This is a genomic window from Pseudarthrobacter sp. CCNWLW217 (assembly GCF_037203985.1).
In the GTDB taxonomy this organism is placed as follows: Bacteria; Actinomycetota; Actinomycetes; order Actinomycetales; family Micrococcaceae; genus Arthrobacter.
This window is the reverse complement of sequence record NZ_JBBCBT010000002.1, coordinates 38,651-63,283: the sequence shown is the minus strand read 5'-3', so window position 1 is coordinate 63,283 and position 24,633 is coordinate 38,651. Positions and strand designations below refer to the sequence as shown.

Genomic DNA, 24,633 nt, shown 5'->3' with positions numbered 1-24,633 from the left:
GCCGCATTTCCAACTGGAACGCACGACGGATTGGCCCATTAGCACAGGGCACCTTCCCCCATTCTAGCCGCTGAGCCATTTATTGGCCTAAAAACTTGAGATTGGCTGTGGCTGGGGACCCCAGCAGTAGCGCCAGAGACACGGATGTTCTGTGAGAAAAGTCACTGGCTTTATTTGACTTGATGGCCCATCATGGCTGTGATACTTCAAGCTCGTCCGGAGAACCACTGATGCGAAAAGCCTCGGCTCTGTCCCGCTTCGTCGCATCCGGAATCGCTGTAGGCGTACTCCTGTGCGGCTGCGGACAGCCACCTGCACCTCCCGTTGCGTCCACAGTGCACTCTCCCGGGTCCGGACGGCATGTGGCCCGCGGCGTTGACCCGGCAAATCTTCCCGCCGGCACCATCTATCGGAACCCGGCCAGCGGCAGGGACGAAATGGTGATCCCCGACGTCAGCCGTACAGCCCTCCTGATCGGGGACTCCCAGTCTGAACCCGCAGACGGCTGGCCGCGACTGGGCCTGGCCGCCATTGGTTACAAGGTCCACTTCTGCGGGCTAGGCGGCACGGGCTTCGTGGCCACCAACGGCAAGACCGGGAACTACATCGATGCCCTGCAGCGCGGAGATTGGCTGCTTCCTTATGGGACTCCCCCGCTCATCGTCATCCAGGGCGGCGGCAACGACGCCGGCCAGGGTGCCACTGACGCGCAGATCGTGGCCAACGCGGACCGCCTGGTCGCAGCCCTCAATGAGCGGTACCCGGGTGTCCGGAAGGTCCTGATCGGCACGCTCGGGCGCGGCGCCAACTATGGCGGGGGCCGCCGCAGCCAAGTGGACGCCCTCCTGGGTAGCGTTGCGGCAAGGCACGGCATGCCGTTTGTGGGCGTTGGCGACTGGCTGACCAAGTACAACCTCACCAAGGACCTGGCCGACGCCGTCCACATGAATGCCTCGGGCCGCCGATCGCTGGGTGCCCTTCTGGAGAACAGGCTTCGTGACCTGGGCATCACAGCCCCTCCCGTCGATGGGACCGGCTCGCTGGCAGTCGCCGAACATGACCTGCTTGCTCCCCAATAGCCTTAACCGGATGGAACCGGCACCGAGGCAGGTACCGGTTCCATCTGCAGCCTGGGTGGGGCTGCCTTTGTGAGGCTGCGCTCAGGCCACCTCGGGCGGGAGCATCAGCTTCGCTCCGGGGATGGCGTTAAGCAGGGCCTTCGTGTAGTCCTCTTGCGGGGATTCGAAGACGTCGTCCGTGGAACCGGTCTCCACCAGCTTGCCCTTTTCCATGACGCAGACGTGGTCGGCGATCTGTCGCACCACAGCCAGGTCATGGGTAATGAAGAGGTAGGTAAGGCCCAGGTTCGACTGCAGGTCCGCCAAGAGATTGAGTACTTGCGCCTGCACCAGCACATCCAGCGCTGACACAGCCTCGTCGCAAATAATCACTTCGGGGTCCAGGGCGAGTGCCCGGGCGATGGCCACACGCTGGCGCTGGCCGCCGGAAAGTTCGTTCGGGAACCGTTGCATGCTTGATTGCGGCAGCGACACCTGATCGAGCAACTGGCGGACCTTCTTCTCCCTGCTCGCCTTGTCGCCGATCTTGTGGACGCGCAGCGGCTCCTCGATGGTCCGGTAGATGTTGTACATCGGATCCAGCGAACCGTAGGGATCCTGGAAGATCGGCTGTACCCGCCGCCGAAATTTGAACAGCTCCGCCGGCTTCAGCAAAGAGGTATCGACGCCGTCAAAAAGGATGCGCCCATCCGTGGGCTTCTCAAGTTGCAGGACCATCTTGGCAACAGTGGACTTGCCCGAGCCGGACTCGCCCACGATCGCTGTTGTGGTGCCCCTGGTGACATCGAAGCTGACTCCATCCACAGCTGCAAAATCCGTCGATTTACCCAGTCCTTGCCGCAGCTTGTAGACCTTCCGCAGATCCTGGATCTGCAGGACATGGTCAGCGGCGGCGGACTCTACAGGTGCAAGCAAATCGGATGCTTCCACGCCGAGTTCCTTCGCCACTTGAATCCTTCGGCTCGCCAAGGAAGGGGCAGACTCGACCAGCCGTTGGGTGTACGGGTGCTGCGGATTCCGAAGGAGCTCCAGCGACGGTCCGGATTCCACGACGTTGCCCTGGTACATGACCACTACCTTGTCCGCCCGCTCGGCAGCCAGCCCCAAATCATGGGTAATGAGCAGGACGGCCGTCCCCAGTTCACTGGTCATGGTGTCCAGATGATCCAGGATTTGCCGCTGGACAGTGACGTCCAGGGCCGACGTCGGCTCGTCAGCGATCAGGAGGCGCGGCTGGCACGACAGCCCGATAGCGATAAGGGCCCGTTGGCGCATGCCGCCTGAAAACTCGTGCGGGTACTGTTTAGCCCTCCGATGGGCGTCGGGGAGCCCCGCCTCTGCCAGCACCTTGGCGATATCGTCCGGACCACTCGGCCGGCCATTGGCACGTAGGGTCTCTTTGACCTGGTAGCCGATCTTCCACACTGGGTTCAGGTTGGACATCGGGTCCTGCGGGACCATACCGATCGTGTTGCCGCGGAGTTCAATCATCCGTTTCTCGGAGGCATGGGCTATATCCTCGCCGTCAAGAAGGATCTGCCCACCGGACACCGCGCCGTTGTTAGGCAGCAGTCCGATCGCGGCCAAAGCCGTGGTGGATTTGCCCGAACCGGACTCCCCCACGATGGCCACTGTTTCGCCGGGCATGATGGTCAGGTGGGCGTTACGGACCGCCTGTACATCGCCGCTGCCGGTCTTGAATGTGATGGCGAGGTCGCGGATTTCCAGGAGGGGCTTGTTTCCTGGCTCCTCTGCCTCGTCGATGTGAACGTCGGGAATTGTCATCTTGTCGTCTCTCATCGCTGACGGCTCTTTGGATCAAGGGCATCACGGACTGCATCGCCGAGCATGATAAAACTCAGGACCGTAATGGAAAGCGCGGCGGCGGGGTAGAGCATGATTTCCGGCTTCGTTCGAATGGACGACTGTGCGCCGGCGATGTCATTACCCCAGGACATGATGCTGGGTGGCAACCCAATGCCAATGAACGACAGCGTGGCCTCGGCCACGATGAAGATGCCCAGGTTCAAGGTTGCGAGCACGATGATGGGGGCTAAGGCATTAGGCAGGACGTGCCGCACCAAGGCACCCACTTTCGATACACCCAAGGCACGGGCTGCCGTAACGAAGTCGGCATTGCGGACTTCGAGCACGGCGCCACGGGTAATACGGGCCATTTGCGGCCATGCCAACACTGCAATGACCGCAACCACTGTCCACACACTCTTGTTTTCCCGGAACACCGGCAGCTGAGTGATCACCAGCGCGCCAAGGACCAGGGGCAAAGCGAAGAAAATGTCACCAAGCCGTGCAAGGACAGCATCCACCCAGCCGCCGTAGTAGCCTGCAACTGCACCGAGGGTCACTCCGATGACGAGGACACAAAGCACTGACAACACGCCCACCGAGAGCGAGGCCTGCGTCCCGTGGACAACCCTCGAATAAATGTCGCAGCCCTGGAAGGTGAAACCGAAAGGATGCCCGGCGGTAGGGCCGGCTTCCGAATTGGCCAGTTGGCAGTCGTCGTTAGGCGGCACTGTCGAAAGCAGGCCTGGGAAGATCGCGATGACAATCAACGCCAGAATCAGCAGCGTGGAGATAATGAACAGTGGACGGCGGCGAAGCTTTCGCCAGGCGTCTGCCCAGAGGCTCAACGGTGCCTGATCAGACTTCAGGGCATCTGTTGCAAGCAACGGGGTCTCTTCGATGGGTGCTACAAAATGGTTGTTTCTACTGGTCATAACGAATCCTCGGGTCCAGCCAGGCATACAGGAGATCAACAAGCAGGTTGGCCACCACAAAGACCAGCACCAGGATGCTGACAATGGAAACGATGGTTGGGCCTTCGCTCCGCAACGTTGCCTGAAACAGCTTGTTGCCGACTCCCGGAATATTGAAGATGAATTCGGTGACAATCGCGCCGCCCATGAGGCCGCCAAGGTCAGCACCCAGGAACGTCACCACCGGGATCAGCGAGTTACGCAGAATATGGGTCATGACGACGCGGGGCCTGGAAAGGCCCTTGGCGGTGGCAGTCCGCACATAATCGGCATTCATGCTTTCACTCACGGATGCACGCGTCAGGCGCAGCACGTAGGCAAAAGACACCAAGCCCAAGACGGTGGCAGGCAGCAGCAGGTTGCCCCAGTCAGCCGTTGCGCCGACCGTTGGTTTCGCCCATCCCAGCCTGACTCCGAAGATGAGCTGAAAGACGAAGCCGAGAACGAACGTGGGGACGGCGATGACCACCAGGGAGGCGACAAGAACAGTGGAGTCAAACCACTTGCCACGGCGAAGGCCGGCGAAAACGCCGAAAGCGATCCCGAAAACCGCCTCGATGATGAGCGCCTCGACGGCGAGCATAGCTGTCACGGGAAAGATGCGGGCCAGGGACGCCGCAATGGGCTGACCGGTGAAGTCGTTCCCAAGGTTGAACGTAAAGAGGTTCTGCAGGAAAAGACCGTACTGGACCCAGAAGGGTTCATCCAGGTGGTACTGGCTGCGCAGGGTGTCGATGACAGCCTGCGGGGGCTGGCGGTCACCAAAGAGCGCCGCAATGGGGTCCCCGGGAAGGGCGAACACCATGTAATAGACCAAAAGAGTGGTGCCAAGGAAGACGGGGATCACTTGAAGGAGCCGACGAAGAATAAAACGGGCCACAGGATCACCAGCCTTCCGGGAGGGAAGAAAAATGGTTCATGCTTGCCTTCCTGCCGTGCAGGCAAAATGGGGGCCCGGCCATGAAACCGGACCCCCATGCGCCTGTCGGCAAGTTAGATCCTGGGGACTACTTTGCCGTGATGTCGAAGTAGCGGATGCCGCCGTTCCAGCCGGTTTCGGCCTTCACAACGTTGTTGCTCCACACAATCGGCTTAGCCTGATCCCAGAGAGCCAGGCCGGGAAGGTCCTCGAAAAGGATCTCCTGTGCCGCGTTGAACTTTGCGTTCGCCTCTTCGGTGGTCTTGGCTGCCAGGCCCTCCTTGAGGAGCTTGTCGAACTCAGGGTTCGAGTACTTCTCGTAGTTGGAGGACGCTCCCGTTGCCCAGACAGGCCCAAGGAAGTTGTACAGCGACGGGTAGTCGCCCTGCCAGCCGGCTCGGGTCAGGCCCGGAAGTGACTGGGACTTACGCAGGTCCAGCACTTCGGCGAACTTGGCGAAGGGCTGGATTTCAGCCTGGATGCCGAGGTTGTTCTTGAAGCCGTTGGCCACAGCGTCGATCCATTCCTTGTTGCCGCCATCAGTGTTGGAGGCAATCAGGAGCGGCTTGGAAGCGTCGTACGGCTGGATCTTTTCGGCCTGGGCCCACAGATCCTTCGCCTTGGCGGGGTCGAACTTCAAGGTTTCGCTGCCCTTGAGTCCTTCCTTGTAGCCGTCAATCACCGGCGGGGCGTAAGCCTTGGCCGGGGTGCGGGTTCCGCTGAAGATCACCTTGCAGATTTCCTCGCGGTTGATCGCGTAGGAAAGAGCCTGGCGACGCAGCTTGCCGGCCTCACCCTGGAAGTTCGGGTTGTAACCCGGGATGTTCAGGGTGGAGTTGGTGGCGACGGGCTTCGTGGCGTTACGGTCCGGGAAATCCGTGACATAGGTCTTCAGGGCGTTCGACGGCAGGACATCCGTGATGTCGAGGTTGTCCGACTGCAGGTCAGTGTACGCGGGGCCCGGATCAGTGTAGAACTTGAAGGTCACGCCACCGTTCTTCGCCTCACGGGGTCCGCTGTAGTCTGCGTTCTTCACCAGTGAGATGGACTGGTCGTGTACCCACGCGCCGTCCTTTTCGAACTTGTACGGGCCGTTCCCGACAGGGTTTTCGCCGAAGGTCTTCGGATCCGTCAGGGCTGCGGAGGGCAGAGGGAAGAATGCCGAATATCCAAGTCGCAGCGACCAGTCAGCCTCGGGCTGAGCGAGCTTGACCGTGATGGTGGAGTCATCCTTGGCTTCAAGACCTGACATGGTTTCGGCTGTGGGTGCGGGCGTCGTGGTGGTCTTGCCGTCGGCAGACTTCTCAGTGGTGACGGCCGAGACTTCCTCGTAGCCGGCAATGGATTCGAAGAAGAATCCGTTGTTCTGGAGGTTCTTGGAGTTCGCGGCGAAGTTCCACGAATCCACGAACGTCTTAGCCGTGATTTCTTCGCCATTCGTGAACTTCTGGCCCTGCTTGACCTTGATGGTCCAGTTTTGGGCGTCAGGCGATTCAATGGACTCGGCAAGGGCGTTGACGGGTTTGCCGTCGGCGTCGTACGTGCGAAGGCCTTCGAACAGCAGTTCGACAACACGGCCGCCATAAACTTCATTGGTGTTGGCGGGCAGCAACGGATGCTGTGGTTCGTTGCTATACGCGGTAATGACCTTGTTGGGGTCGCCGGCAGACTGGGTGCCGCCGTCGTCAGTACCGCCTCCGGCACCGCAGCCGGTCAGGGCAAGCGCGGCGATTGCCACCATGCCCAGTGCTTTGGAAGTGCGCGTGAAACGCATTCCGCCTCCTATGAGTTGTGGGAGATATTCAAGGGAATCTTTTGCTTCCCCGCAGCCTGGACCACAGTCTTCCACTGTGACGCAGGCTACATATACGAGTAGCCTAACCGCACAGAGTCCAAATACTGGTACTCCGTTGCCAAACCGTAACCGGTTAATCGCCATTAGCTCGCCGGGGCACGGAAGTTGTGCAAGTCACATGTTACTCGCAGGTAGGACCAACGCCGAATTGACCCTGCCAACTCCGCCACAGCAGCCTGGACAGGCGGCAACGCGCCTTAGTTCAGGCGCCACTCCCACACGTTCCACCACACGCCCAAGGGGCCACCACTGGCCTTCACGCCCGTGATCCGTCCCGCAACGGCAGTGGTTCCCGTCGTCTGGTAGAGGGGCAGGCCGTAGTCGCTTTCCCAAACCCGTTTGTCTATCTCAGCCATCAGTTCGTCCTGCTTGGCCAGATCAGTGGTGGTGGACAGTTGTTCCATCACCTGGTCCGCGTCGGCGTCGGAATAGCCATTGAAATTACTGCCCGCTCCGGTCCGGAAAATCTGCGGTACCCGGCCGACGCCTACCCCTGTACTGATCCAGCCGAGGATGGCGGCATCGTAGGAGCCGCCGCCGAGTGCCTTGGCCCAATCGGCGTTGCCCTGCCCGGCATCGATCACACGGAAGCCGGCCAGGGCTGCCGAGTCACGGATCAACTCAAATGCCCGCACGCGGTTGGGGTTGTCGCGGTTGTAAAGGATCCGGACCGTGGGAGTCGCACCGTCCAGGAGCGACGCAGCCCCGCCGATGTCTACTTCCGTGTAGTCCGTCGAGCCGTTGTCCTTCACCGTTTCGGTGTACTTGGGGTGGGACGGCAGGAAGACGTGGGAGTCGAGCGGTTTGGCGTCCGGCATCTGGTCTCCGACGATTTCTTCGACGATGTCCTGCCGCGGGACGGTCTTGAGGAATGCCTCACGGATCTTGTCTTCGGCGAACACGCCGGAAAAGTTCAGGTCGAGGTGGTCGTACCCAGACTGGCTGTAGCGTTGAACAGCTATTCCCTGGCCCTCCAGGCCGTTGAACAGGTCCTCGGATCCTGCGGAGGGCTGGGGAGAAATGATGTCAGCCCGGCCGCTTTTGAGCGCGTCCACAGCCGCCGTCACAGCACCTGTGAATTGGATAGTGACCTCATCCAGGTAGGGCTCCGAACCCCAGACGTAGTCCTTGTTCCGAACAAGTGTCACTGAAGCCTCAGGGATGATGTCCCGGACAATGTAGGGCCCATTCGAGAGGTAAATTGCCGGATCACCGGGCAGCGTTTTCGCATCAAAGCCGGAGTTCCAGAAGCTGCTGACCACCTGGAGGTCCGCATTCAGCACCGGCTGCTCCGCGTCACCGCGGGGCGAATCCCGCAAGAGTTCAATCAGGTCATCTTCATCATTGAGTCCGCCCTTGGCGGCCACAACATGGGCCGGAAGACCGACGTCGAACGCCACTTCCCAGTCAGCGTAGGGCGATCCGTATTCCAAAGTGATGGAGCGTCCGTCTCCCCCTATTTCGGGAAAAACCGTAGTGGCCAGGCCGCTGGTGTCCGACGCTGCGGAAAAGTACTTTCTTCCGGTGCCGGCCGCGGGGTCAGCGTCGTCAAAGTAGCCGGACCCCGCCGCCCACGCCAGCACCAGGTCACCCGCATCGACGGCTTCGCCGTCGGACCATTTCACGCCTTCGTTGACCGTGTACCGCACTTTCAGCGGCTGGTCAGAGATCTTTTCGTACCGGCCGAACTTCTCGTTCCGGACCACTTTTGCGGAGTCGTCAACGTAGTAAAAGCCGGAGTGGGTGGCGTACCAGACTTTGGAATTGATGTCGGTGTTGCCGTCCGTGCTGAACGGATTAAAGGAGGAGAGGGCATTGACTTCAGCCACTGTGGCACTGCCGCCGCGTTTTGCCTCGCCGACCACGACGGGCAGCGCTCCCCCGCCGCCGCCGGAACAACCGGCAAGAACCAGGGCCGCCGCCGCTGCACTGCTGATGAGCTTTACCAGACGCCTGAGAGGCATGCCGTCTCTCCTTATGTGTACCCTCTGCCTGAGGGGCCCCTGGACACGCCAGGATCACGTCCAATGTCCTTCAGCAAGAATACTTCGTATGGTCCGGGGCCGGCACCAAAAAGCTGCCCGGTTCCCTGAACCGGGCAGCTTTCGATCCACCCAGCACGCGAAATGAAGGTGCCCTATATGCGCCTTTTCAGCCCGACGTGGGCAGTCCGATATCCGAGTCGGGTGTAGAAGGCTCGGGCCCGTTCCCGTGCTTCGTCCGTGGTCACCTGTGCCAGTTGCGCCCCACGCGCCCGCCCGAAATTGTGTGCCCATTCAAGCATCGCGGTGCCCAAGCCAAGTGAACGCTCCGCGGCCGCAACTCGCAGTCCCTCGATCTGAAGTCGGGAAGAACCACCCCGGGAAAGACCAGGAATAACGGTCAACTGCATCGTGCCCACGATGCGATCGGCACCATTGCGGACAACCCCCAGATAGTTTGAACTGTCACGTTCAACCACGTTGAAGGCCGCCTCGTATCGTTCGAGTTCGGCGCACTCACGATCGGGTCCGAACTGATCATCAGACAGCAGCGCGGCGATGGCCTGAACATCTTCGCGACTTGCCCGTTCCAGCCTGAAGGTCCGGCCCGCCACCCGCAACAGTCCTCGAACCGAGGATCGCGCGTCTGCCTGCAAACGGGCGACCAGCAGATCAAGCCATCCGCCGACGTTGGCTCGAGCCTCGACGGTATCGGGGTAACGGCATCTCAAGTGCAGCCCGGACTCGTCCAGAATGAACCAGAGCATGACGCTGTCGGTGTCGATTGTGGCGCTGACATAATGGGCTTCGAGTCCGACCGAGTCGATTCGCACCGGCAGTCTGCGCAGGTCCAGCCAGGAGATCGCAAACATACCAGGAGCTACGGGCATGCCGCCCCATGGAGCCAGCACGTCCGCGAGCGGCCACGAGCCAAGCTGTACGGCCTCTTTTACCGCGGCCGCCGCAGCGTGCGGCTCGGCGACCGCCGACTCAAGTACCGAATTGGTAATGAACCAGCCGACTGAGTCATGCCAGTTCTCATCGAAGCGGCTGTGAACGGGAAAAACAGCTCGCAGCGGCGTTCCGGCCAACTCGCGGGTTACCGCAGTCATCGCAACAACAGCGAGTGCGAGCGTCGACACACCGTCACTGCGGGCCTGCGCGGCAAAGGCGGCACCGTCGTCGAGATCGAACACATCGCGCACTTCCACACGCTCGTGCTGCGGATCGGCCGCGCCCAGGGGCAGTGGGAATTGCGGCATAACGCCGCCGCTGTCCCGGATGATGTTTTCCCATCGGTGACGCACGGAGCCCGGCGCTGCATTCCGCTCCAGCAGTGCTTGCGTGTGTTCAACAAATGCGGGCGCTGGCCCGCGGAACGGTTCGCGGTCCGCCCTCCCAGCATCGAGCGCCGACAGCAGGTCGCGCGCGATCACCAGCATCGACCACATATCGACGTGGGCGTGGTCTGCCGCAATCACGACGGTCAGTCCAGCAGCAGTCTCCAACACGCAGAGCCGGTGCGAGGGCTGCTGATATGGCGAACATGCGGCATCGAGAATGTCCCGCACCGTGTCGTTGACGGCCTGGCCAGGAGATATCTGATGCTCGACCCAGGTTCCCGGACCAACGTCAATTTCGTGAAGCTCCGGATCACCATCCGCACCGGGCACGAATGCCGTTCGCAGTGTGCCATGACGGGCTACGACAGCCAGCCACGCATCGGCAATTGACTCACGACGGGTTGGAGTCGGCAGCCGAAAAGACAATGCCATCCAAGAGCCGGGGCGGTCGCCTGCCCCCACATGGAGTTGCTGGTCAAAGGACACTGGAAGGCGTCGGTCCAGCACATTCACACTGACGTCGTAGCCCCAAAGTCGTCCAAACGGTAGGCGCAGGTGCTTGACGTTGGTCAGCCGCATGGCAGAAGCCTATCGCCCCGGATAACCTGAATGCTCAACGCGGCCGCCCGAGGTCACGCGGTCAGTCACGAAACGAGGAGCCAGATGCCCACTTTCGAGGTTCCCGGAGCGGAGCTTGCGGTTGCTTTGAGCGACGAAGGTGGACACCCGGTTGTCCAACTGCATGGCCTTACCTCAAGCCGCGCGCGCGATCGCGTGCTCAACCTCGACCTCGGTCGAGGCCTTAGTGGCACTCGGCTGCTGCGGTACGACGCACGCGGCCATGGCCGGTCGACGGGGCGGAAGGTCCCCGAGGACTATCAGTGGCAAAGCCTCGCCGACGACCTCCTGCGACTGCTCGATAAATGGTTCCCGGGCGAACGTGTCCACGGAGTTGGTCCCTCCATGGGTACCGGCACACTCTTGCACGCCGCTTCCCGCGAGCCGGACCGCTTTACCGGGCTCACGCTTATGGTGCCACCCACGGCGTGGGAAACCCGACCTGCACAGGCTGCAAACTACCGGGTTGCCGCAGCGCTAATCCAATCTGACGGTGTCAAGGCATTCCTCGCCACCACGCGCGGAGCGCCACCTCCGCCGGCCACAATTGGTGCGCCGGAAACGGTGCCTGACGTCCCCGACGCCCTCTTGCCGTCGTTGTTTCGAGGCGCGGCACTCAGCGATCTGCCTGCTCCCGAGGCCATCGCGCGAATCGATGTACGGACGACAATCCTGGCGTGGGTCGATGATCCGGGCCACCCGCTGTCAACCGCCGAATCCCTTGCCGCGCTGCTCCCCCAAGCAACGCTGACGGTCGCCCAAACCCCCGGAGAAGTCGAAACCTGGCCTAATATCCTGAGCCAGGATGTCGCCCATTGGGGCTAACCGATAATTGGCTCGACTACTTGGTCAGACGGAAGCGGCACTCGACTAAACGTTGAAGCGGAACTCCACCACGTCGCCGTCGGCCATTACATATTCCTTGCCTTCAATCCGGACCTTGCCGCGCGACTTGGCTTCGGCCATGGATCCGGCCTCGATCAGGTCGTTGAAGGAAACCACTTCGGCCTTGATGAAGCCACGCTGGAAGTCCGTGTGAATGACGCCGGCCGCCTGCGGAGCGGTGTCACCCTGATGGATGGTCCACGCCCGCGTTTCCTTGGGTCCGGCTGTGAGGTAGGTCTGCAGCCCCAGCGTGTGGAAGCCCACGCGGGCCAACTGGTCGAGGCCGGACTCGTCCTGGCCGTTCATTTCCAGCATTTCCCGGGCTTCTTCCTCGTCCAGCTCCACGAGGTCGGACTCGAGCTTGGCATCGAGGAAGACGGCGTCCGCGGGGGCCACCATGGCCCGCAGCTCTTCCTGCTTCTCCGGGTTCCCCAAAATGCCTTCGTCGGCGTTGAAGACATAAATGAACGGCTTGGCCGTCAGCAGGCTGAGCTCCTTGAGGTGCTCCATCTCCAGCTTGTCGCTTTTGATGGAGGCGAAGATCGTGTCGCCGCGCTCAAGGACTGCCTGCGCAGCCTTGATGGCTGCCAGTTCGGCGGCTTCCCGCTTCTTGATCTTGACTTCTTTTTCGATCCGCGGAATGGCATTCTCAATGGTCTGCAGATCGGCCAGGATCAGCTCGGTGTTGATGGTTTCCATGTCCGAGCGTGGGTCCACCTTGCCGTCCACGTGGATGACGTCGGGATCATCGAACACCCGGACCACCTGGGCGATGGCCTCAGCTTCACGGATGTTGGCAAGGAACTTGTTGCCCAGGCCTTCGCCCTCCGACGCGCCCTTGACGATTCCGGCGATGTCCACGAAGGACACCGGGGCCGGCAGCAGGCGCTGCGAGCCAAAGATCTCCGCGAGCTGCTTCAGCCGCGGATCCGGCAGGTTCACGACGCCGACATTCGGCTCGATCGTGGCGAACGGATAGTTCGCTGCGAGCACCTGGTTGCGGGTCAGTGCGTTGAAGAGAGTTGATTTGCCGACGTTGGGCAGTCCGACGATGCCAATAGTAAGAGCCACGAGCATTGATTCTACCCGCAGCAGGCCCAGAACCTTTCAGCGGCGGTCTTTGGAAGTCCGCGCAACCCTGCGGACATCCCGCGCGCAGGACTGCCGCTGCCCTGAAATGTCACAGGGGCGTGCCACAGTGAGGATATGGATGCTTTCGCCCTGATTCTTGCCCTGTTGATGCTGCTGATCGGCGCCTTTGCCGGTGCCGCCGCCACCTATTTTTCGTTCCGCCGCCGCGCCCACTCGCTGGAGGAGGATTTCGACGCCGTCTCATCCCGCCTTTCCGAGGTCAGCGCCCAGTTCGCCGCAGCCGACGCCGAACGCCGCCTCCTCAGCATCCAGAACCGGGAGCTCGGCGAGTCCCGCAGCCAGGACGGGAACGTGCTGCGTGCGCTCGCACCGGTCGCAGAAAAACTGACGGCCGTGCAGCAGCAGGTGGCTCTGCTCGAGCGTGACCGACTCGAACAGTATGGCCAGCTCGCTCAGCAGCTCCAGGAGGCCCGTCTCTCGGACGCCCAGCTGATCCGCTCCACCCACGCCCTCGAATCCGCCCTTCGCTCGAACAGCGCGCGTGGCCAATGGGGCGAGGTACAGCTGCGCCGGGTGGTTGAAGCATCCGGGATGCTCAAGCACGTGGACTTCCTGGAGCAGGTCCACAGCTCCGGCACGGACTCAACCGTCCGCCCCGACCTCGTGGTCCAGCTGCCCGGGGAAAAGCAGCTCGTGGTGGACGCCAAGGTGCCGCTGTCCTCATACCTCGCCGCCCAGGAACTGGGTTCCGTACCAGCGGGTGAGCAGGGAAATCGTCCCCTGGACGGCGGCGGCTCGCAGCAGGCCTTGCTGGCCGCCCACGCCAAGGCCCTGCGAGCCCACGTTGACGCCCTCAGCAACAAGAAATATTGGGACATTCCCGGAAACACTCCCGAGCTGGTGATCTGTTTCCTGCCCGCCGAATCGATCCTGGCAGCGGCCCTCATGGCTGATGCCACTCTGCTCGACCATGCCTTGTCCAAGAATGTGGTCCTGGCTTCACCCAGTACCCTGCTGGCCGTGCTGAAGTCTGTGGCCTTCACATGGCGCCAGGATGTGCTGACGGACAGCGCACGCGAACTCTTCGAGCTCGCTCATCAGCTGTACGAACGCATGGGAACCCTGGGCGAGAACGTGGGCAAGCTGGGCTTGTCGCTGAAGTCCTCAGTGGACCGGTACAACTCCATGGTCGGCACCCTTGAGGCCCGGATCCTGCCCACTGCCCGGAAACTCAACGCCATGGACGAATCCGGATTGCTCACTCCGCCTGCGCTGGAAGTAACGCCGCGTTCGCTGGCAGCCCCGGAGCTGCAGCAGGACGACGCCGCGGCCTGACGTTGCCGGGGAACTGTCAGCTGCGGGACCGGCGTCCGCCGAGCGCGCGGCTGACATCCCCGGCTTCCTTGAGAGTTGCGCGAAGTTCTTTGGGCAGCGAGAAGAGCAGGTCTTCCTCGGCCGTGACAACTTCCTCCACGGAAGAGTAGCCGTAGTCTGCGAGCAGCCGCAGGACATCCTTGACCAGGACTTCGGGCACGGAAGCGCCGGAGGTGACCCCTACAGTCGCCACGCCTTCAAACCATGCCTCGTCCACTTCGTTGGCAAAGTCCACGCGGTAGGACGCTTTGGCACCGTATTCCAGGGCAACTTCCACAAGCCGTACCGAGTTCGAAGAGTTGGCCGAACCCACCACAATGACCAGGTCCGCCTGCGGAGAGATCTTCTTGATGGCCACCTGCCGGTTGGTCGTCGCGTAGCAGATGTCGTCGCTCGGCGGATCCTGGAGGGTGGGGAACCGCTCCTTGAGGAGCCGGACGGTCTCCATGGTCTCATCAACACTCAGGGTGGTCTGGGACAACCAGATGACTTTTTCCGGATCCCGGACCGTCACCTGGTCCACTTCATGCGGGCCGTTGATGATCTGGATGTGCTCCGGTGCCTCGCCCGCGGTTCCTTCAACTTCCTCATGGCCGTCGTGGCCGATCAGGAGGATGTCGAAATCGTCCTTGGCGAACCGGACGGCCTCCTTGTGGACCTTTGTCACAAGCGGGCAGGTGGCATCAATGGTACGGAGTCCGCGGTCCTCCGCGGACTGGACAACGGCGGGCGATACGCCGTGGGCAGAGAAAATGACCAGGGCGCCTTCGGGCACCTCGTCGGTTTCGTCCACAAAGATGGCGCCCTGTTCCTCCAGCGAGCTCACCACGTGGACGTTGTGCACGATCTGTTTCCGCACATACACCGGAGGGCCGTAGTGCTCCAAGGCCTTTTCCACCGCGATGACGGCCCGGTCAACACCGGCGCAATAGCCGCGGGGAGCCGCCAGCAGAACCTTCTTCGGGCCCGCTACCGGGGCCGCCGCAGCAACGTCCTCAGGCGAGCGCCGCCTTCGCGGGACAGTTGGCATCGAGAGGGAAACGGCGGTTGAAGTCATTCCTCCATGCTACCGGGTGAGGGCCCGCCGCCCCCGCGAAGCGATGCCGATCACAAGGGCGGCCGCCAGGAGCACTCCGCCTGCAACCGCGGTTCCCGATATCCAGGACTGGAAGCTGCTGGACGCCGCCGCCACGAACGCATCCTTGAACCTGTCGGCCACCTCATTTCCGCTGGCCGTCCCCACGACGGCGCCGCGGGCCCATTGTGAGCCGAAAGTCCACAAGGCCGCCAAGACCAGTGCCCCCACGCCAGCACTGAAAAATACGGTCCAGCGCCGGCGCGCCAACACCAAGGCGAGTGCCAGGGCGATTCCCGCGCCGATCGCCAGCGAATAAGCCAGCGGGGCGTAGGCAGACAGGCGCTCGATCCACTGGCGCTGATCCGGCTGTCCAACGTTGATCAGGGTCTGTTCGGGGGCTTCCAGCTTCAGTCCCGTCGTGCGGGAAAGCTCCTCAACCGCCAGCGCAACCAAGGGTGCCACATCCAGCGTGAGCGACGTGGCGGCGTCCGCTTCGGCCGGCAGGGAGGCGGGGTCGGCAAAGTTCAAACGATGGCTCTTCCGGAGGGACTCTTCCCAGGCTGCCGGGTAACCGGGCAGCCCGGTCAGGGAGCCGGCCGCCGCTTCTGCCACCGGCTGGACGAGGCCTGCCAACGCGTCCGGGATGGAGCTTGTGTCGATGGTTCCCACTGCAGCGGCAGCGAGCCGCTGCTGGAAGTCTGCGTCCTGCCCCAGCGGAGCCGACATTGCCACAAAGCCGTCCTCATCCACCACGTTGCGGTCCACCCAGATAGCAGGGACTGCCACGGCGGACAGCAGGACGCCGAGGAGGACGGCTACGGCTGAAACGAAGGTGCGCAAAAGCTGGTCCTAACTGGTTGACGGCTGAGGGGCCATCCTATGCATGAAGCCTGGATAAAGAATGTCCGCCTTCGGTGGTAGAGCTTATGGATAAGGTTGAATGACAGCCGCCATTCAAACATGAACTGCCAATTGCCGAACAAAGGACCGCCATGCCGCCAGCCACAGCTTCCCGGGGCAGCGCGCATGTCTGAACAGGCTGCCCTTCCGGGCACCGCTGCCAGCACGTTGCCCGCCACTGCCGCTGAAACCAGCCCGGACAATCCTTGGCCTTTGCAGTTGTTGTCCCAGAAACTCAAGGCGCACATCGACCGCACGCCTTCGGCATGGGTCGAGGGCCAGGTCATCGAAATGAACCGCCGCGGCGGCAATGCCTATTTGACGCTGCGCGACGTCGACGCGGAGGTTTCGCTGCCGGCGTCGGTCTGGACCAAGGTGTTGGACCGCCAGAACATGCCGTTGGAGCGGGGATCCCGGGTGGTGGCCCTCCTGAAGCCTGAGTTCTGGCTGAAGACCGGCCGCCTCAACATGCTCGTCAGGGATATCCGGCCGGTAGGACTGGGCGATCTGCTGGCGCGGATCGAACGCCTGCGCCAGGCACTTTCGGCCGAGGGCCTTTTTGCGGACTCCCGGAAAAAGACCCTGCCGCTGCTGCCCCACCGCATCGGCCTCATCACGGGTCGGGATTCCGACGCCAAGAAGGACGTCCTGCAGAACGCAGCGCTTCGTTGGCCGGCCGTTGAGTTTGAAATCCGTGAGGTGGCTGTCCAGGGCAACACCGCGGTGTCACAGATCGTCCGGGCACTGCGCGAGCTTGACTCCCGTCCCGACGTCGACGTCATCGTCATCGCCAGGGGCGGCGGAGCCTTGGAGGACCTCCTTCCGTTCAACAGCGAAGAACTGATCCGCGCCGTCGCGTCCGCGGTCACCCCGGTGGTCAGCGCCATCGGCCACGAGGCGGACAGGCCATTGCTCGACGACGTCGCCGACCTGAGGGCTTCAACGCCCACCGATGCCGCCAAACGGATCGTCCCGGATGTCGCGGAGGAACTGGCGGGCGTCGGCCAGGCCAGGGAACAGCTCCGCCGCTGCATCAGCCGGCTGGTGGACCGGGAGACGGACCGCCTCCATGCTCTGCAGTCCCGCCCGGTGCTGGCCGCGCCGGAGACCATGGTGACTGGCCGCTCGGAAGAGATTGAGCGCCTCCTGCGGCGGTCCTCCGCGGCCGTCAGCTCGCTGGTGGTGCGGGCGGCTGACCAACTCGCCCACCTGCAGGCCCAGGTGCGGTCCCTTTCCCCACAAAAAACCCTCGACCGCGGCTACGCCGTAGTGGAACTGGCCAACGGCCGGCCCGCGCGGGCAACGGAAGCTTCCGGCCACGCCGTGGTCCGAGATCCGTCGGAGGCACCGTCCGGAACAGCATTATCGGTGCGGGTCGCCCACGGCCTCTTCGGAGCCACCTCCACCGGGAAACTTCAACAAGGAGAAGCACATGCCTGACACAAAACCCGATCCGGAAATCGAAGCGCTGAGCTACGAAGAGGCGCGCGAGCAGCTCATCGGCGTCGTGGGAAAGCTGGAGGCCGGAGGTGCAAGCCTTGAGGAATCACTGGCCCTCTGGGAACGGGGCGAAGCCTTGGCGAAACGCTGCGAGGAATGGCTCGAAGGCGCCAGGAAGCGTCTGGCTGCTTCCCGGGACCAGCCGCTCTGACCGGATCCGGGAAGAGTCAGGACCTTTCGACCAGTTCGCGTTCAATCGGGACGTCAAGCTCGGCCTTTGGCCACTCCAGCCTGAGGTCAGACAGTGCTCCCAGCACCAGCTGCTGCACAGCGATCCTGGCATACCATTTCTTGTTGGCCGGCACCACGTGCCAAGGGGCAACCTCAGTGCTGGTGGCGTCGAAGGCAGCCTGGTAGGCGTCCATGTAGTCGTCCCAGAAGGCCCGCTCCTTGAGGTCTCCGCTGCTGTATTTCCAGTGTTTGGCGGGGTTGTCCAGTCTGGCCACGAGCCGTGACTTCTGTTCATCCCTGCTGATGTTCAGCATCACCTTGACGATTTTCGTGCCCGCATCCGTCTGCCGCGCCTCAAATTCGTTGATAGCACGGTACCTGCGCTTGATTTCCTCAGGCGTTGCCCAGTTGTGGACCCGGTGGATCAGGACGTCCTCATAATGTGACCGGTCAAAGATGCCCACCATGCCTGCTGCCGGCACGGCCTTCTCGATCCTCCACAGGAAATCGTAGGACTTCTCCTCCTCGGTGGGAGCCTTGAACGCCTTGAACTGGACGCCTTGCGGGTCCATCGCGGCCATGACGTGGTTGACGATGCCGCCCTTCCCCGCCGTGTCCATGGCCTGCAGGATCAGGAGCATCCGCTTCTTCCCGCCAAAGCGCGACTCCGCGAACAGCTTCTCCTGCAGTTCGGCCAGCGCGCTGTCCAGCTCGGCCAGGATGGTCTGACCGTCAGCCTTGTTCCCTGGGTATCCGGGCGTGGCGTCCGCGTCTGCGTCGGCAAGGGAAAAGCCCTCACCAATCCTCAGCGTTTCAGAAGGGTGCTCCTCGAACTCAACGACGCCGTCCATGACGGTCCTTTCCCACGGTTCCGCGTGCCAAGGATGCACGTCACCACAGGCTAGTTCCCCTGGTACCTGCTTAGGAAGTCCCCCATGCGCCCCACAGCCTCCTCGATGTCCTTGACGTTGGGCAGCGTGACCATCCGGAAGTGGTCCGGACGCACCCAGTTGAAGGCACGGCCGTGCGAAACCAGGATCTTCTGCTCTTTCAGGAGGTCCAGGACAAATTTTTCATCGTCCCGGATGTGGTAGACCTCCGGGTCCAGTCGCGGGAACAGATAAAGCGCACCCCTGGCCTGTTGTGTGCTGACTCCTGGAATGGCGTTCAGCATGTCATACGCCTTGTTGCGTTGCTCCAGGAGCCTCCCGCCGGGAAGGATGAGGTCATTGATGCTCTGGTAGCCGCCGAGCGCCGTCTGGATGGCATGTTGGGCGGGCACGTTGGCGCACAGGCGCATGTTGGCGAGCAGGTTGATGCCCTCCAAGTAATCCGAGGCATCCTTCTTGGGCCCGGATATGGCCATCCAGCCAGCCCGGTAACCACAGACCCGGTAGGCCTTCGAGAGTCCGCTGAAGGTGAGGCAAAGGACGTCGTCTCCGGTCAGCCCGGCGAGGTTTACGTGGACCGCGTCCTCATACAGGATCTTTTCGTAGATTTCATCTGCGAAAAGGACCAGCCCGTGCTTCTCGGCCAGGGCCACAATCTTCTTCAGCGTCTCTTCGGGATAGACGGCCCCGGTGGGATTGTTCGGGTTGATCACCACAATGCCCTTGGTGCGCGGTGTGATCTTGGCTTCCATGTCTTCGAGGTCCGGCTGCCAGCCGGACTCCTCGTCGCACAGGTAATGCACCGGTTTGCCGCTGGCCAGGGCCACCGAAGCGGTCCACAGCGGGTAGTCCGGGGTGGGAATCAGGACTTCGTCGCCATCGTCCAGCAACGCCATCAGGGACATCGTGATGAGTTCGCTGACACCGTTGCCCAGGTAGATGTCATCCACATGGATGTTCTGGATGCCACGGGTCTGGTAATACTGCGAGACGGCGGTCCGGGCCGAAAAAATGCCGCGGGAGTCGCTATACCCCTGGGCATGCGGCAGGTGGCGGATCATGTCCACCAAAATCGCGTCCGGGGCTTCAAATCCAAACGGCGCGGGGTTTCCGATGTTCAGTTTGAGGATCCGGTGACCCTCCGCCTCCATCTGCTGGGCGGCCTGAAGAATCGGTCCACGGATGTCGTAAAGGACGTTGTGAAGCTTGGTGGACTGCCTGAATTCTGCCATCCATCAAATATGCCACAGGAAGGATGTACTTCCGTTGAGACCTCGGACACGTTCGACGGCGGCTGCCGGACACTGAAAGTCCGGCAGCCGCCGTCGTGGTTGAACAGAAAGCAAGGGCTACTTGACGATGCCCTTGTCCTTGAGCCAGGCGGCGGCAGCGTCCTTGGCGTTCTGCTTCTGGCTGCCGCTGACTGCACGGTTGAGGTTGACCAGGTCATCGGTGGTCAGAATCCGCGAAACGGCGTTGAGGGCTTCCTTGGCCTTGTCGGTCATTTTGGCCTCGTTGTACAGGGGCAGGACCTGCTGGGCCTTGAAGTTGTTCTTGGGATCTTCGAGCACCACGAGGTCGTTGTCCGCGATGGACGGCGTAGTGGTGTAGATATCAGCCACCTGGACCTCATCGGTCAGCAGTGCCTGCAGCGTCAGGTTGCCGCCGCCGTCACTGAACGGCTTCAGCGCCTTGAGCTCACAGCCGTAGTTCGCCTTGAGCCCCGGGAAGCCGTAGGCCCGGGTTTCGAAGGTCGCCGGCGCGGCCATGGTCAGGTCCTTGCAGACCTTGGCGAGGTCCTCGATGGACTTCAACTGGTACTTCTCGGCCGTTGCCTTGGTGACTACCATGGCGTCCTTCGACTCAGCCTTTGATGCCTCCAGGACTGCCAGGCCCTCGGGGAGCTTCTCCGGCAGGGCCTTGTAGATATCGTCAGCAGAGACCTCGGCGGCCTCGGGGTCCACGTGCGAGAGCAGGTTGCCGGAGTAGTCCGGGACGAGGTCGACCGAGCCGTCCTGCACAGCCTTGAAGTAGATCTCGCGTGATCCGATGTTGGGCTTGGTGCTGGCCGTGACACCGGCAGCCGTCAGGGCGCCGGCGTAGATTTCGGCCACGATCTGGCTCTCCGGGAAGTCTGCCGATCCAACCACGAGCGGTCCGCCGGTTGACCCGCCGGTTCCGCCAGTGGTGGGGGTGGACAGGGGGTCGCCGCCGCCGCAGGCGGAGAGCGCGACGGCGAGGCCAACGCCCGCCGCGAGGCCGGCAAGGCTCCGGCGGGTGATGGTTGTCCGTACTGGGTTCTTCATGGGGTGCCTCCTTGAACAGCAGCTGCCGCAGGCGCGGCAACCGTAAGATCGGCGGGAGCCTTGTGGCCGCCGTCGGGATCGGTGGACAGGCCGGGCGAGAGCACCATTCTCTGCACCGCGGCAAGAATAAGGTCGACGGCGATGGCCAGCCCCGCGATGAGCAGCGAACCGCCGAGCATCCGGGGAAAGTCTTGCAGGACCAGGCCGTCGAAGAGATACCGGCCGAGGCCGCCGAGCGGCAGGTAGGCAACAACCGATACGGTGGCAATGACCTGGAGCACGGCTGTGCGGATGCCGCCGAACATGACCTGCAGGCCGTTGGGTACTTCCACGCGGAAGAGGATCTGCAACTCGGTCATTCCCATGGCCCGGGCGGCATCAACCACTGTCCGTTCAACGCTGGAGATGCCCGCATACGTTCCGGCTAGCAGCGGCGGAACGGTGAGAATCACCAGTGCCCAAACCGGCGGCATAAGGCTGCTGCCTGCGAGCAGTGCGAAAAGGACGAGCAGCCCCAAGGTGGGGAGGGCACGCAGCGCGCCGGCCACGGCGACGGCAACCACGCGCCCCCGGCCGGTATGCCCGATGTACAACCCCACCGGGACCGCAATGGCGGCTGCTATCACCAGCACCAGGCCGCTGTACTGCAGATGCTCCAGCAGGCGGACGGCGATGCCCGAGCTTCCGGACCAGTGCGCGGGGTCGGTCAGCCAGGCGATGGTCTCCAGGAAGATGCTCATCGTGCCGTCTCCACAGCCAAGGGCAGGCCTGCGGCGTCTTTCATGCCTGAATCGGCAGGGGCTTTCGCAGCCCGCGTCCATGGCGTCAGCAACCGTTCCAGCAGCACCAGCACCATGTCCATCAGCAGGGCCAGCACCAGGATGGCCACGATGCCCACCACCACTTCAGTGACGAAGGTCCGCTGCAGGCCGTCAGTGAACAGCATGCCCAGGTTACCCACCCCCAGGAGGGCGGCAACACTGACGAGGGAGATGTTGCTGACGGATACCACCCTGAGCCCCGCGAACATCACCGGGAGGGACAGCGGCAGGTCAATCTGGAGGAACCGCAGCCAGGGCTTGTAGCCCATGGCCACCGCGGCTTGGCGCAGGTCTTCGTCCACGGAGTCGAAGGCATCCAGGGCGGCTCGCACCAGGAGCGCGACCGCGTACAAGGTGAGGGCAACAATAACGTTCAGCGGATCGAGGATCCGGGTTCCCAGGAGGGGCGGCAAGATGATGAACAGGGCCAGCGACGGGATGGTGTACAGCAGTGAACTTGCCGTCAGCACAACAGACCGGAGCGTGGCGTTCATCCGTGCGAGCTGGGCCAGCGGAATCGAGAGAACCAGTCCGAGCACCATAGGGATCAGGGCAAGGATCAAGTGCTGCCCCGCCCGTTCCATGACCATGCCGCTGTTCGACAGGAACCAGTTCATCAGAGCGCAGCCTGCCGGACCTGGCGGGCTTCCTCAATGACAGCCAGGACCTCCTGTGCCCTGATGGTGCCCAGGACGCGGCCCTCCCGGTCCACGGCCACACCCAGGCCCGAGGGCGAGGAGAGCGCAGCGTCCAGGGCCCGGCGAAGGGTCTCGCCAGGCCGGAACAGGGAGCCGCCGGGAATGAGTTCGCTATCCGTTCCCGGACCCGCCCAGCCGAGCGGGCGCATGTCGCTGTCCACTACCAATTGCCAGCCTGACACAGCTCCGGCGTCCCCGGCGAAGCCCGAATCTCCCCGGACGAGCGTGGGCACCGGGTGGATCCCCACGCCGTCGGACGCCGTAAAGCCCAGATGGCGGAACCCCCGGTCCCGGCCGACGAAAGCTGCAACAAAGTCGTTGGCGGGGGCCCGCAGGATTTCCTCGGGGGTGGCGTACTGGGCCAGCTTGCCGCCCACGGCAAAGACTGCCACCTTGTCTCCCAGGACAGTGGCCTCGTCAATATCGTGGGTCACAAAAACGATGGTTTTGGCCAGGTCTTTTTGCAGCCGCAGGAGTTCCTGCTGCAGTTCGTCCCGCACCACGGGATCCACCGCGCTGAACGGCTCATCCATCAGGAGCACGGGCGGGTCGGCGGCGAGCGCACGGGCTACGCCAACGCGCTGCTGCTGCCCTCCGGACAGCTGGGAGGGGTACCGCTTTCCCAGGACGGACGCCAGTCCGACGACGTCGAGCAGCTCTTCGGCGCGTTTGCGCGCTTCAGCCTTGGGGACTCCGTTGAGCCGGGGAACGGTGGCGATGTTATCCAGCACCGTTCGGTGCGGCATCAGCCCTGAAGACTGCATGACGTAACCCATGGAACGCCGGAGTTCGGCTGCGGGAACAGAGGTGACGTCCTTGCCATCCACGGTGATGACGCCAGACGTTGGCTCGACCATGCGGTTGATCATCCGCAGCGACGTGGTTTTGCCGCAGCCGGACGGGCCCACGAAAACGGTGATCGCACCCCTGTCGATTGACATGGTCAGCTGGTCCACGGCAGGGTGCCCGCCCTGATACTGCTTGGTGACGCTTTGGAACTCAATCATGGCCTGGTCCATTGCGGGACTTACCTGTTCTGTTGGACGGCATCGGACTGCGGATCGACTCGGTAAACAAGCACACTGATAATCACGGTAACCCTCATCCCGACCTCAGCTTAACCAGTGGCGCACGGAAAGTGGGCGAAGGAATCCCTACTGTAATCATTCGGAGACCTCGCCTGTGCGGATGGGCGGAGGTTGCGGAGGGACGCCAACGGCCCCGGCGGCCGCAGGGCTTTGGGCACTGACCGGGGCGCGCGGGGGGCCTAGAGTTGGACTGTGACCAATCTCGAAGTGACTCCCGAGCAGGAAGTTTGTCCACCGGCGGCCCCCGAAGACAGTTCGGGCCCTTGCCTGCAGCTCTGGCCGGAACGGGAAGTTCCGCTGGGTGGGGTGCGGGCCATGAATGTTCGTCGCACGCTACCCCAGCGGGGCCTGCCCACCATCGGTGCGTGGTGCTTCCTGGATAGCTTCGGACCGGACAGGACCGCAATGTCCGTGCTCCCCCACCCGCATATCGGGCTGCAGACCGTGACATGGCCGCTGGCAGGGCATATCCGCCACCGGGACAGCGTGGGCAGCGACGTCGTGGTCCGACCGGGCGAACTGAACATCATGACGGCCGGGCGCGGCGTCTCCCATTCGGAATTTGCTGTTTTGCCGTCGTCGCTCCCCACCTCCGACGGCGGCGGGCAGCTGCCGCTGCAGCGCGGGCTCCAGCTCTGGGTTGCGCTCCCGGACAGCCACCGGCACACGGAGCCTGCCTTCGAGCAGCACCGCGAACTTCCGTCCGTGACCGGTGAAGGATTCACCGCGACGGTGATGGTAGGGGAATTCGCCGGTGCGGCGTCACCGGCCACCATGTACTCCCCGATCGTCGGCGTCGACATCTCGTGCGCGGGCCCGGCCGTGCTCCCCCTCAACAAACACTTCGAACATGCCGTCCTGGTGCTCGACGGCGGGCTGGTGGTGGACGGGCAGGAGATTCCGCCGGGGCCGCTGGGCTACCTGGGCGTGGGACGGACGCAGCTGGCCGTTGAGGCGCTCCCGGACACCAGGTTCGTGCTCCTCGGCGGCGAACCATTCCAGGAGGAACTCCTGATGTGGTGGAACTTCGTGGCACGCACCCATGAGGAAGTGGAGGAGGCTCGTGAGGCTTGGGAGGCTCAGGCCGGTATGCCTGGTTCCGAGGCCAGGGAAGCACGCTACGGGCTGGTGGAAGGGCACGGGCCCGACGCCGGTGCTGAAGCAGGCCGGATCCCCGCGCCCGTCCTGCCAACCGTGCGGCTGACGCCGCGGAAGCGCAGTACCCTCCCGTGACGGGCCGTTGCCGGTAGGTCA

Annotated in this window: 21 protein-coding genes; 6 read left to right on the top strand and 15 right to left on the bottom strand. The window is 62.9% G+C overall.

All coding sequences use genetic code 11. The features are described 5' to 3' along the window. Positions 1 to 230: 230 nt before the first annotated feature. Positions 231 to 1,079, top strand: coding sequence for an SGNH/GDSL hydrolase family protein (locus tag V9L18_RS02870; RefSeq protein ID WP_337345677.1), 849 nt, complete (start codon positions 231 to 233; stop codon positions 1,077 to 1,079). Between the two features lie 81 nt (positions 1,080 to 1,160). Here the strand turns inward: V9L18_RS02870 and V9L18_RS02865 are convergent, their stop codons facing one another. From V9L18_RS02865 to V9L18_RS02840, 6 genes are all read right to left on the bottom strand, one after another. Continuing rightward, complete coding sequence (locus tag V9L18_RS02865) at positions 1,161 to 2,864, bottom strand: ABC transporter ATP-binding protein (protein WP_337345927.1); 1,704 nt, start codon at positions 2,862 to 2,864, stop codon at positions 1,161 to 1,163. An 11-nt stretch (positions 2,865 to 2,875) separates the two neighbouring features. Continuing rightward, the gene (locus V9L18_RS02860; RefSeq protein WP_337345676.1) at positions 2,876 to 3,820 is read right to left on the bottom strand and encodes an ABC transporter permease; all 945 of its coding nucleotides are present in this window, start codon (positions 3,818 to 3,820) and stop codon (positions 2,876 to 2,878) included. Beyond that, positions 3,810 to 4,739, bottom strand: coding sequence for an ABC transporter permease (locus tag V9L18_RS02855; protein ID WP_337345675.1), 930 nt, complete (start codon positions 4,737 to 4,739; stop codon positions 3,810 to 3,812). Before V9L18_RS02855 ends, V9L18_RS02860 begins: the two co-directional genes overlap by 11 nt. A 127-nt stretch (positions 4,740 to 4,866) precedes the next feature. Beyond that, positions 4,867 to 6,552, bottom strand: coding sequence for a peptide ABC transporter substrate-binding protein (locus V9L18_RS02850; RefSeq protein ID WP_337345674.1), 1,686 nt, complete (start codon positions 6,550 to 6,552; stop codon positions 4,867 to 4,869). 278 nt (positions 6,553 to 6,830) lie between these two features. Next, positions 6,831 to 8,597 carry an ABC transporter family substrate-binding protein gene (locus tag V9L18_RS02845; RefSeq protein WP_337345673.1) on the bottom strand — a complete coding sequence of 589 codons (1,767 nt, stop codon included), beginning with the start codon at positions 8,595 to 8,597 and terminating at the stop codon, positions 6,831 to 6,833. Positions 8,598 to 8,770: 173 nt separating this feature from the next. Further along, positions 8,771 to 10,537: a GNAT family N-acetyltransferase gene (locus V9L18_RS02840; protein WP_337345672.1), complete on the bottom strand. Its 1,767-nt coding sequence runs from the start codon at positions 10,535 to 10,537 to the stop codon at positions 8,771 to 8,773. 84 nt (positions 10,538 to 10,621) lie between these two features. Here V9L18_RS02840 and V9L18_RS02835 point away from each other — a divergent pair, with 84 nt between their 5' ends. After that, entirely contained in the window at positions 10,622 to 11,401 is a 780-nt protein-coding gene (locus tag V9L18_RS02835; RefSeq protein WP_337345671.1) for an alpha/beta fold hydrolase, read from the top strand. 45 nt (positions 11,402 to 11,446) lie between these two features. On the opposite strand, the gene ychF is transcribed toward V9L18_RS02835, so the two are convergent. Next, positions 11,447 to 12,532: a redox-regulated ATPase YchF gene (gene ychF / locus V9L18_RS02830; RefSeq protein WP_337345670.1), complete on the bottom strand. Its 1,086-nt coding sequence runs from the start codon at positions 12,530 to 12,532 to the stop codon at positions 11,447 to 11,449. Between the two features lie 135 nt (positions 12,533 to 12,667). Here ychF and V9L18_RS02825 point away from each other — a divergent pair, with 135 nt between their 5' ends. Continuing rightward, positions 12,668 to 13,888, top strand: a complete 1,221-nt coding sequence (locus tag V9L18_RS02825; RefSeq protein WP_337345669.1) for a DNA recombination protein RmuC — start codon at positions 12,668 to 12,670, stop codon at positions 13,886 to 13,888. Between the two features lie 16 nt (positions 13,889 to 13,904). Here V9L18_RS02825 and V9L18_RS02820 read toward each other — a convergent pair whose 3' ends face one another. Both V9L18_RS02820 and V9L18_RS02815 read right to left on the bottom strand, forming a co-directional pair. Then, positions 13,905 to 14,984, bottom strand: coding sequence for a 4-hydroxy-3-methylbut-2-enyl diphosphate reductase (locus tag V9L18_RS02820; RefSeq protein ID WP_337345668.1), 1,080 nt, complete (start codon positions 14,982 to 14,984; stop codon positions 13,905 to 13,907). Between the two features lie 9 nt (positions 14,985 to 14,993). Continuing rightward, complete coding sequence (locus V9L18_RS02815; protein WP_337345667.1) at positions 14,994 to 15,845, bottom strand: hypothetical protein; 852 nt, start codon at positions 15,843 to 15,845, stop codon at positions 14,994 to 14,996. A gap of 186 nt (positions 15,846 to 16,031) precedes the next feature. Here V9L18_RS02815 and xseA point away from each other — a divergent pair, with 186 nt between their 5' ends. After that, positions 16,032 to 17,345, top strand: a complete 1,314-nt coding sequence (xseA, locus tag V9L18_RS02810) for an exodeoxyribonuclease VII large subunit (RefSeq protein WP_337345666.1) — start codon at positions 16,032 to 16,034, stop codon at positions 17,343 to 17,345. Next, positions 17,338 to 17,556, top strand: a complete 219-nt coding sequence (locus V9L18_RS02805) for an exodeoxyribonuclease VII small subunit (protein ID WP_337345665.1) — start codon at positions 17,338 to 17,340, stop codon at positions 17,554 to 17,556. The genes xseA and V9L18_RS02805 overlap by 8 nt, the downstream gene beginning before the upstream one ends. A 16-nt stretch (positions 17,557 to 17,572) precedes the next feature. Here the strand turns inward: V9L18_RS02805 and V9L18_RS02800 are convergent, their stop codons facing one another. From V9L18_RS02800 to V9L18_RS02775, 6 genes are all read right to left on the bottom strand, one after another. Then, positions 17,573 to 18,427 carry a polyphosphate kinase 2 family protein gene (locus V9L18_RS02800; protein WP_337345664.1) on the bottom strand — a complete coding sequence of 285 codons (855 nt, stop codon included), beginning with the start codon at positions 18,425 to 18,427 and terminating at the stop codon, positions 17,573 to 17,575. A gap of 50 nt (positions 18,428 to 18,477) precedes the next feature. Then, the gene (locus V9L18_RS02795) at positions 18,478 to 19,698 is read right to left on the bottom strand and encodes a pyridoxal phosphate-dependent aminotransferase (RefSeq protein WP_337345663.1); all 1,221 of its coding nucleotides are present in this window, start codon (positions 19,696 to 19,698) and stop codon (positions 18,478 to 18,480) included. Positions 19,699 to 19,815: 117 nt separating this feature from the next. Continuing rightward, complete coding sequence (locus V9L18_RS02790; protein WP_337345662.1) at positions 19,816 to 20,772, bottom strand: ABC transporter substrate-binding protein; 957 nt, start codon at positions 20,770 to 20,772, stop codon at positions 19,816 to 19,818. Continuing rightward, positions 20,769 to 21,512, bottom strand: coding sequence for an ABC transporter permease (locus V9L18_RS02785; RefSeq protein ID WP_337345661.1), 744 nt, complete (start codon positions 21,510 to 21,512; stop codon positions 20,769 to 20,771). The genes V9L18_RS02790 and V9L18_RS02785 overlap by 4 nt, the downstream gene beginning before the upstream one ends. Beyond that, positions 21,509 to 22,210 (bottom strand): ABC transporter permease, encoded by a 702-nt coding sequence (locus V9L18_RS02780; protein ID WP_337345660.1) that lies wholly within the window; start codon positions 22,208 to 22,210, stop codon positions 21,509 to 21,511. The genes V9L18_RS02785 and V9L18_RS02780 overlap by 4 nt, the downstream gene beginning before the upstream one ends. Next, positions 22,210 to 23,310: an ABC transporter ATP-binding protein gene (locus tag V9L18_RS02775; RefSeq protein ID WP_337345659.1), complete on the bottom strand. Its 1,101-nt coding sequence runs from the start codon at positions 23,308 to 23,310 to the stop codon at positions 22,210 to 22,212. Before V9L18_RS02775 ends, V9L18_RS02780 begins: the two co-directional genes overlap by 1 nt. Before the next feature lie 261 nt (positions 23,311 to 23,571). Between V9L18_RS02775 and V9L18_RS02770 the strand changes: the two genes are divergently transcribed. Continuing rightward, on the top strand, positions 23,572 to 24,612 hold the full coding sequence (locus tag V9L18_RS02770; RefSeq protein WP_337345658.1) for a pirin family protein: 1,041 nt from the start codon (positions 23,572 to 23,574) through the stop codon (positions 24,610 to 24,612). The last annotated feature ends 21 nt before the right edge of the window (positions 24,613 to 24,633 follow it).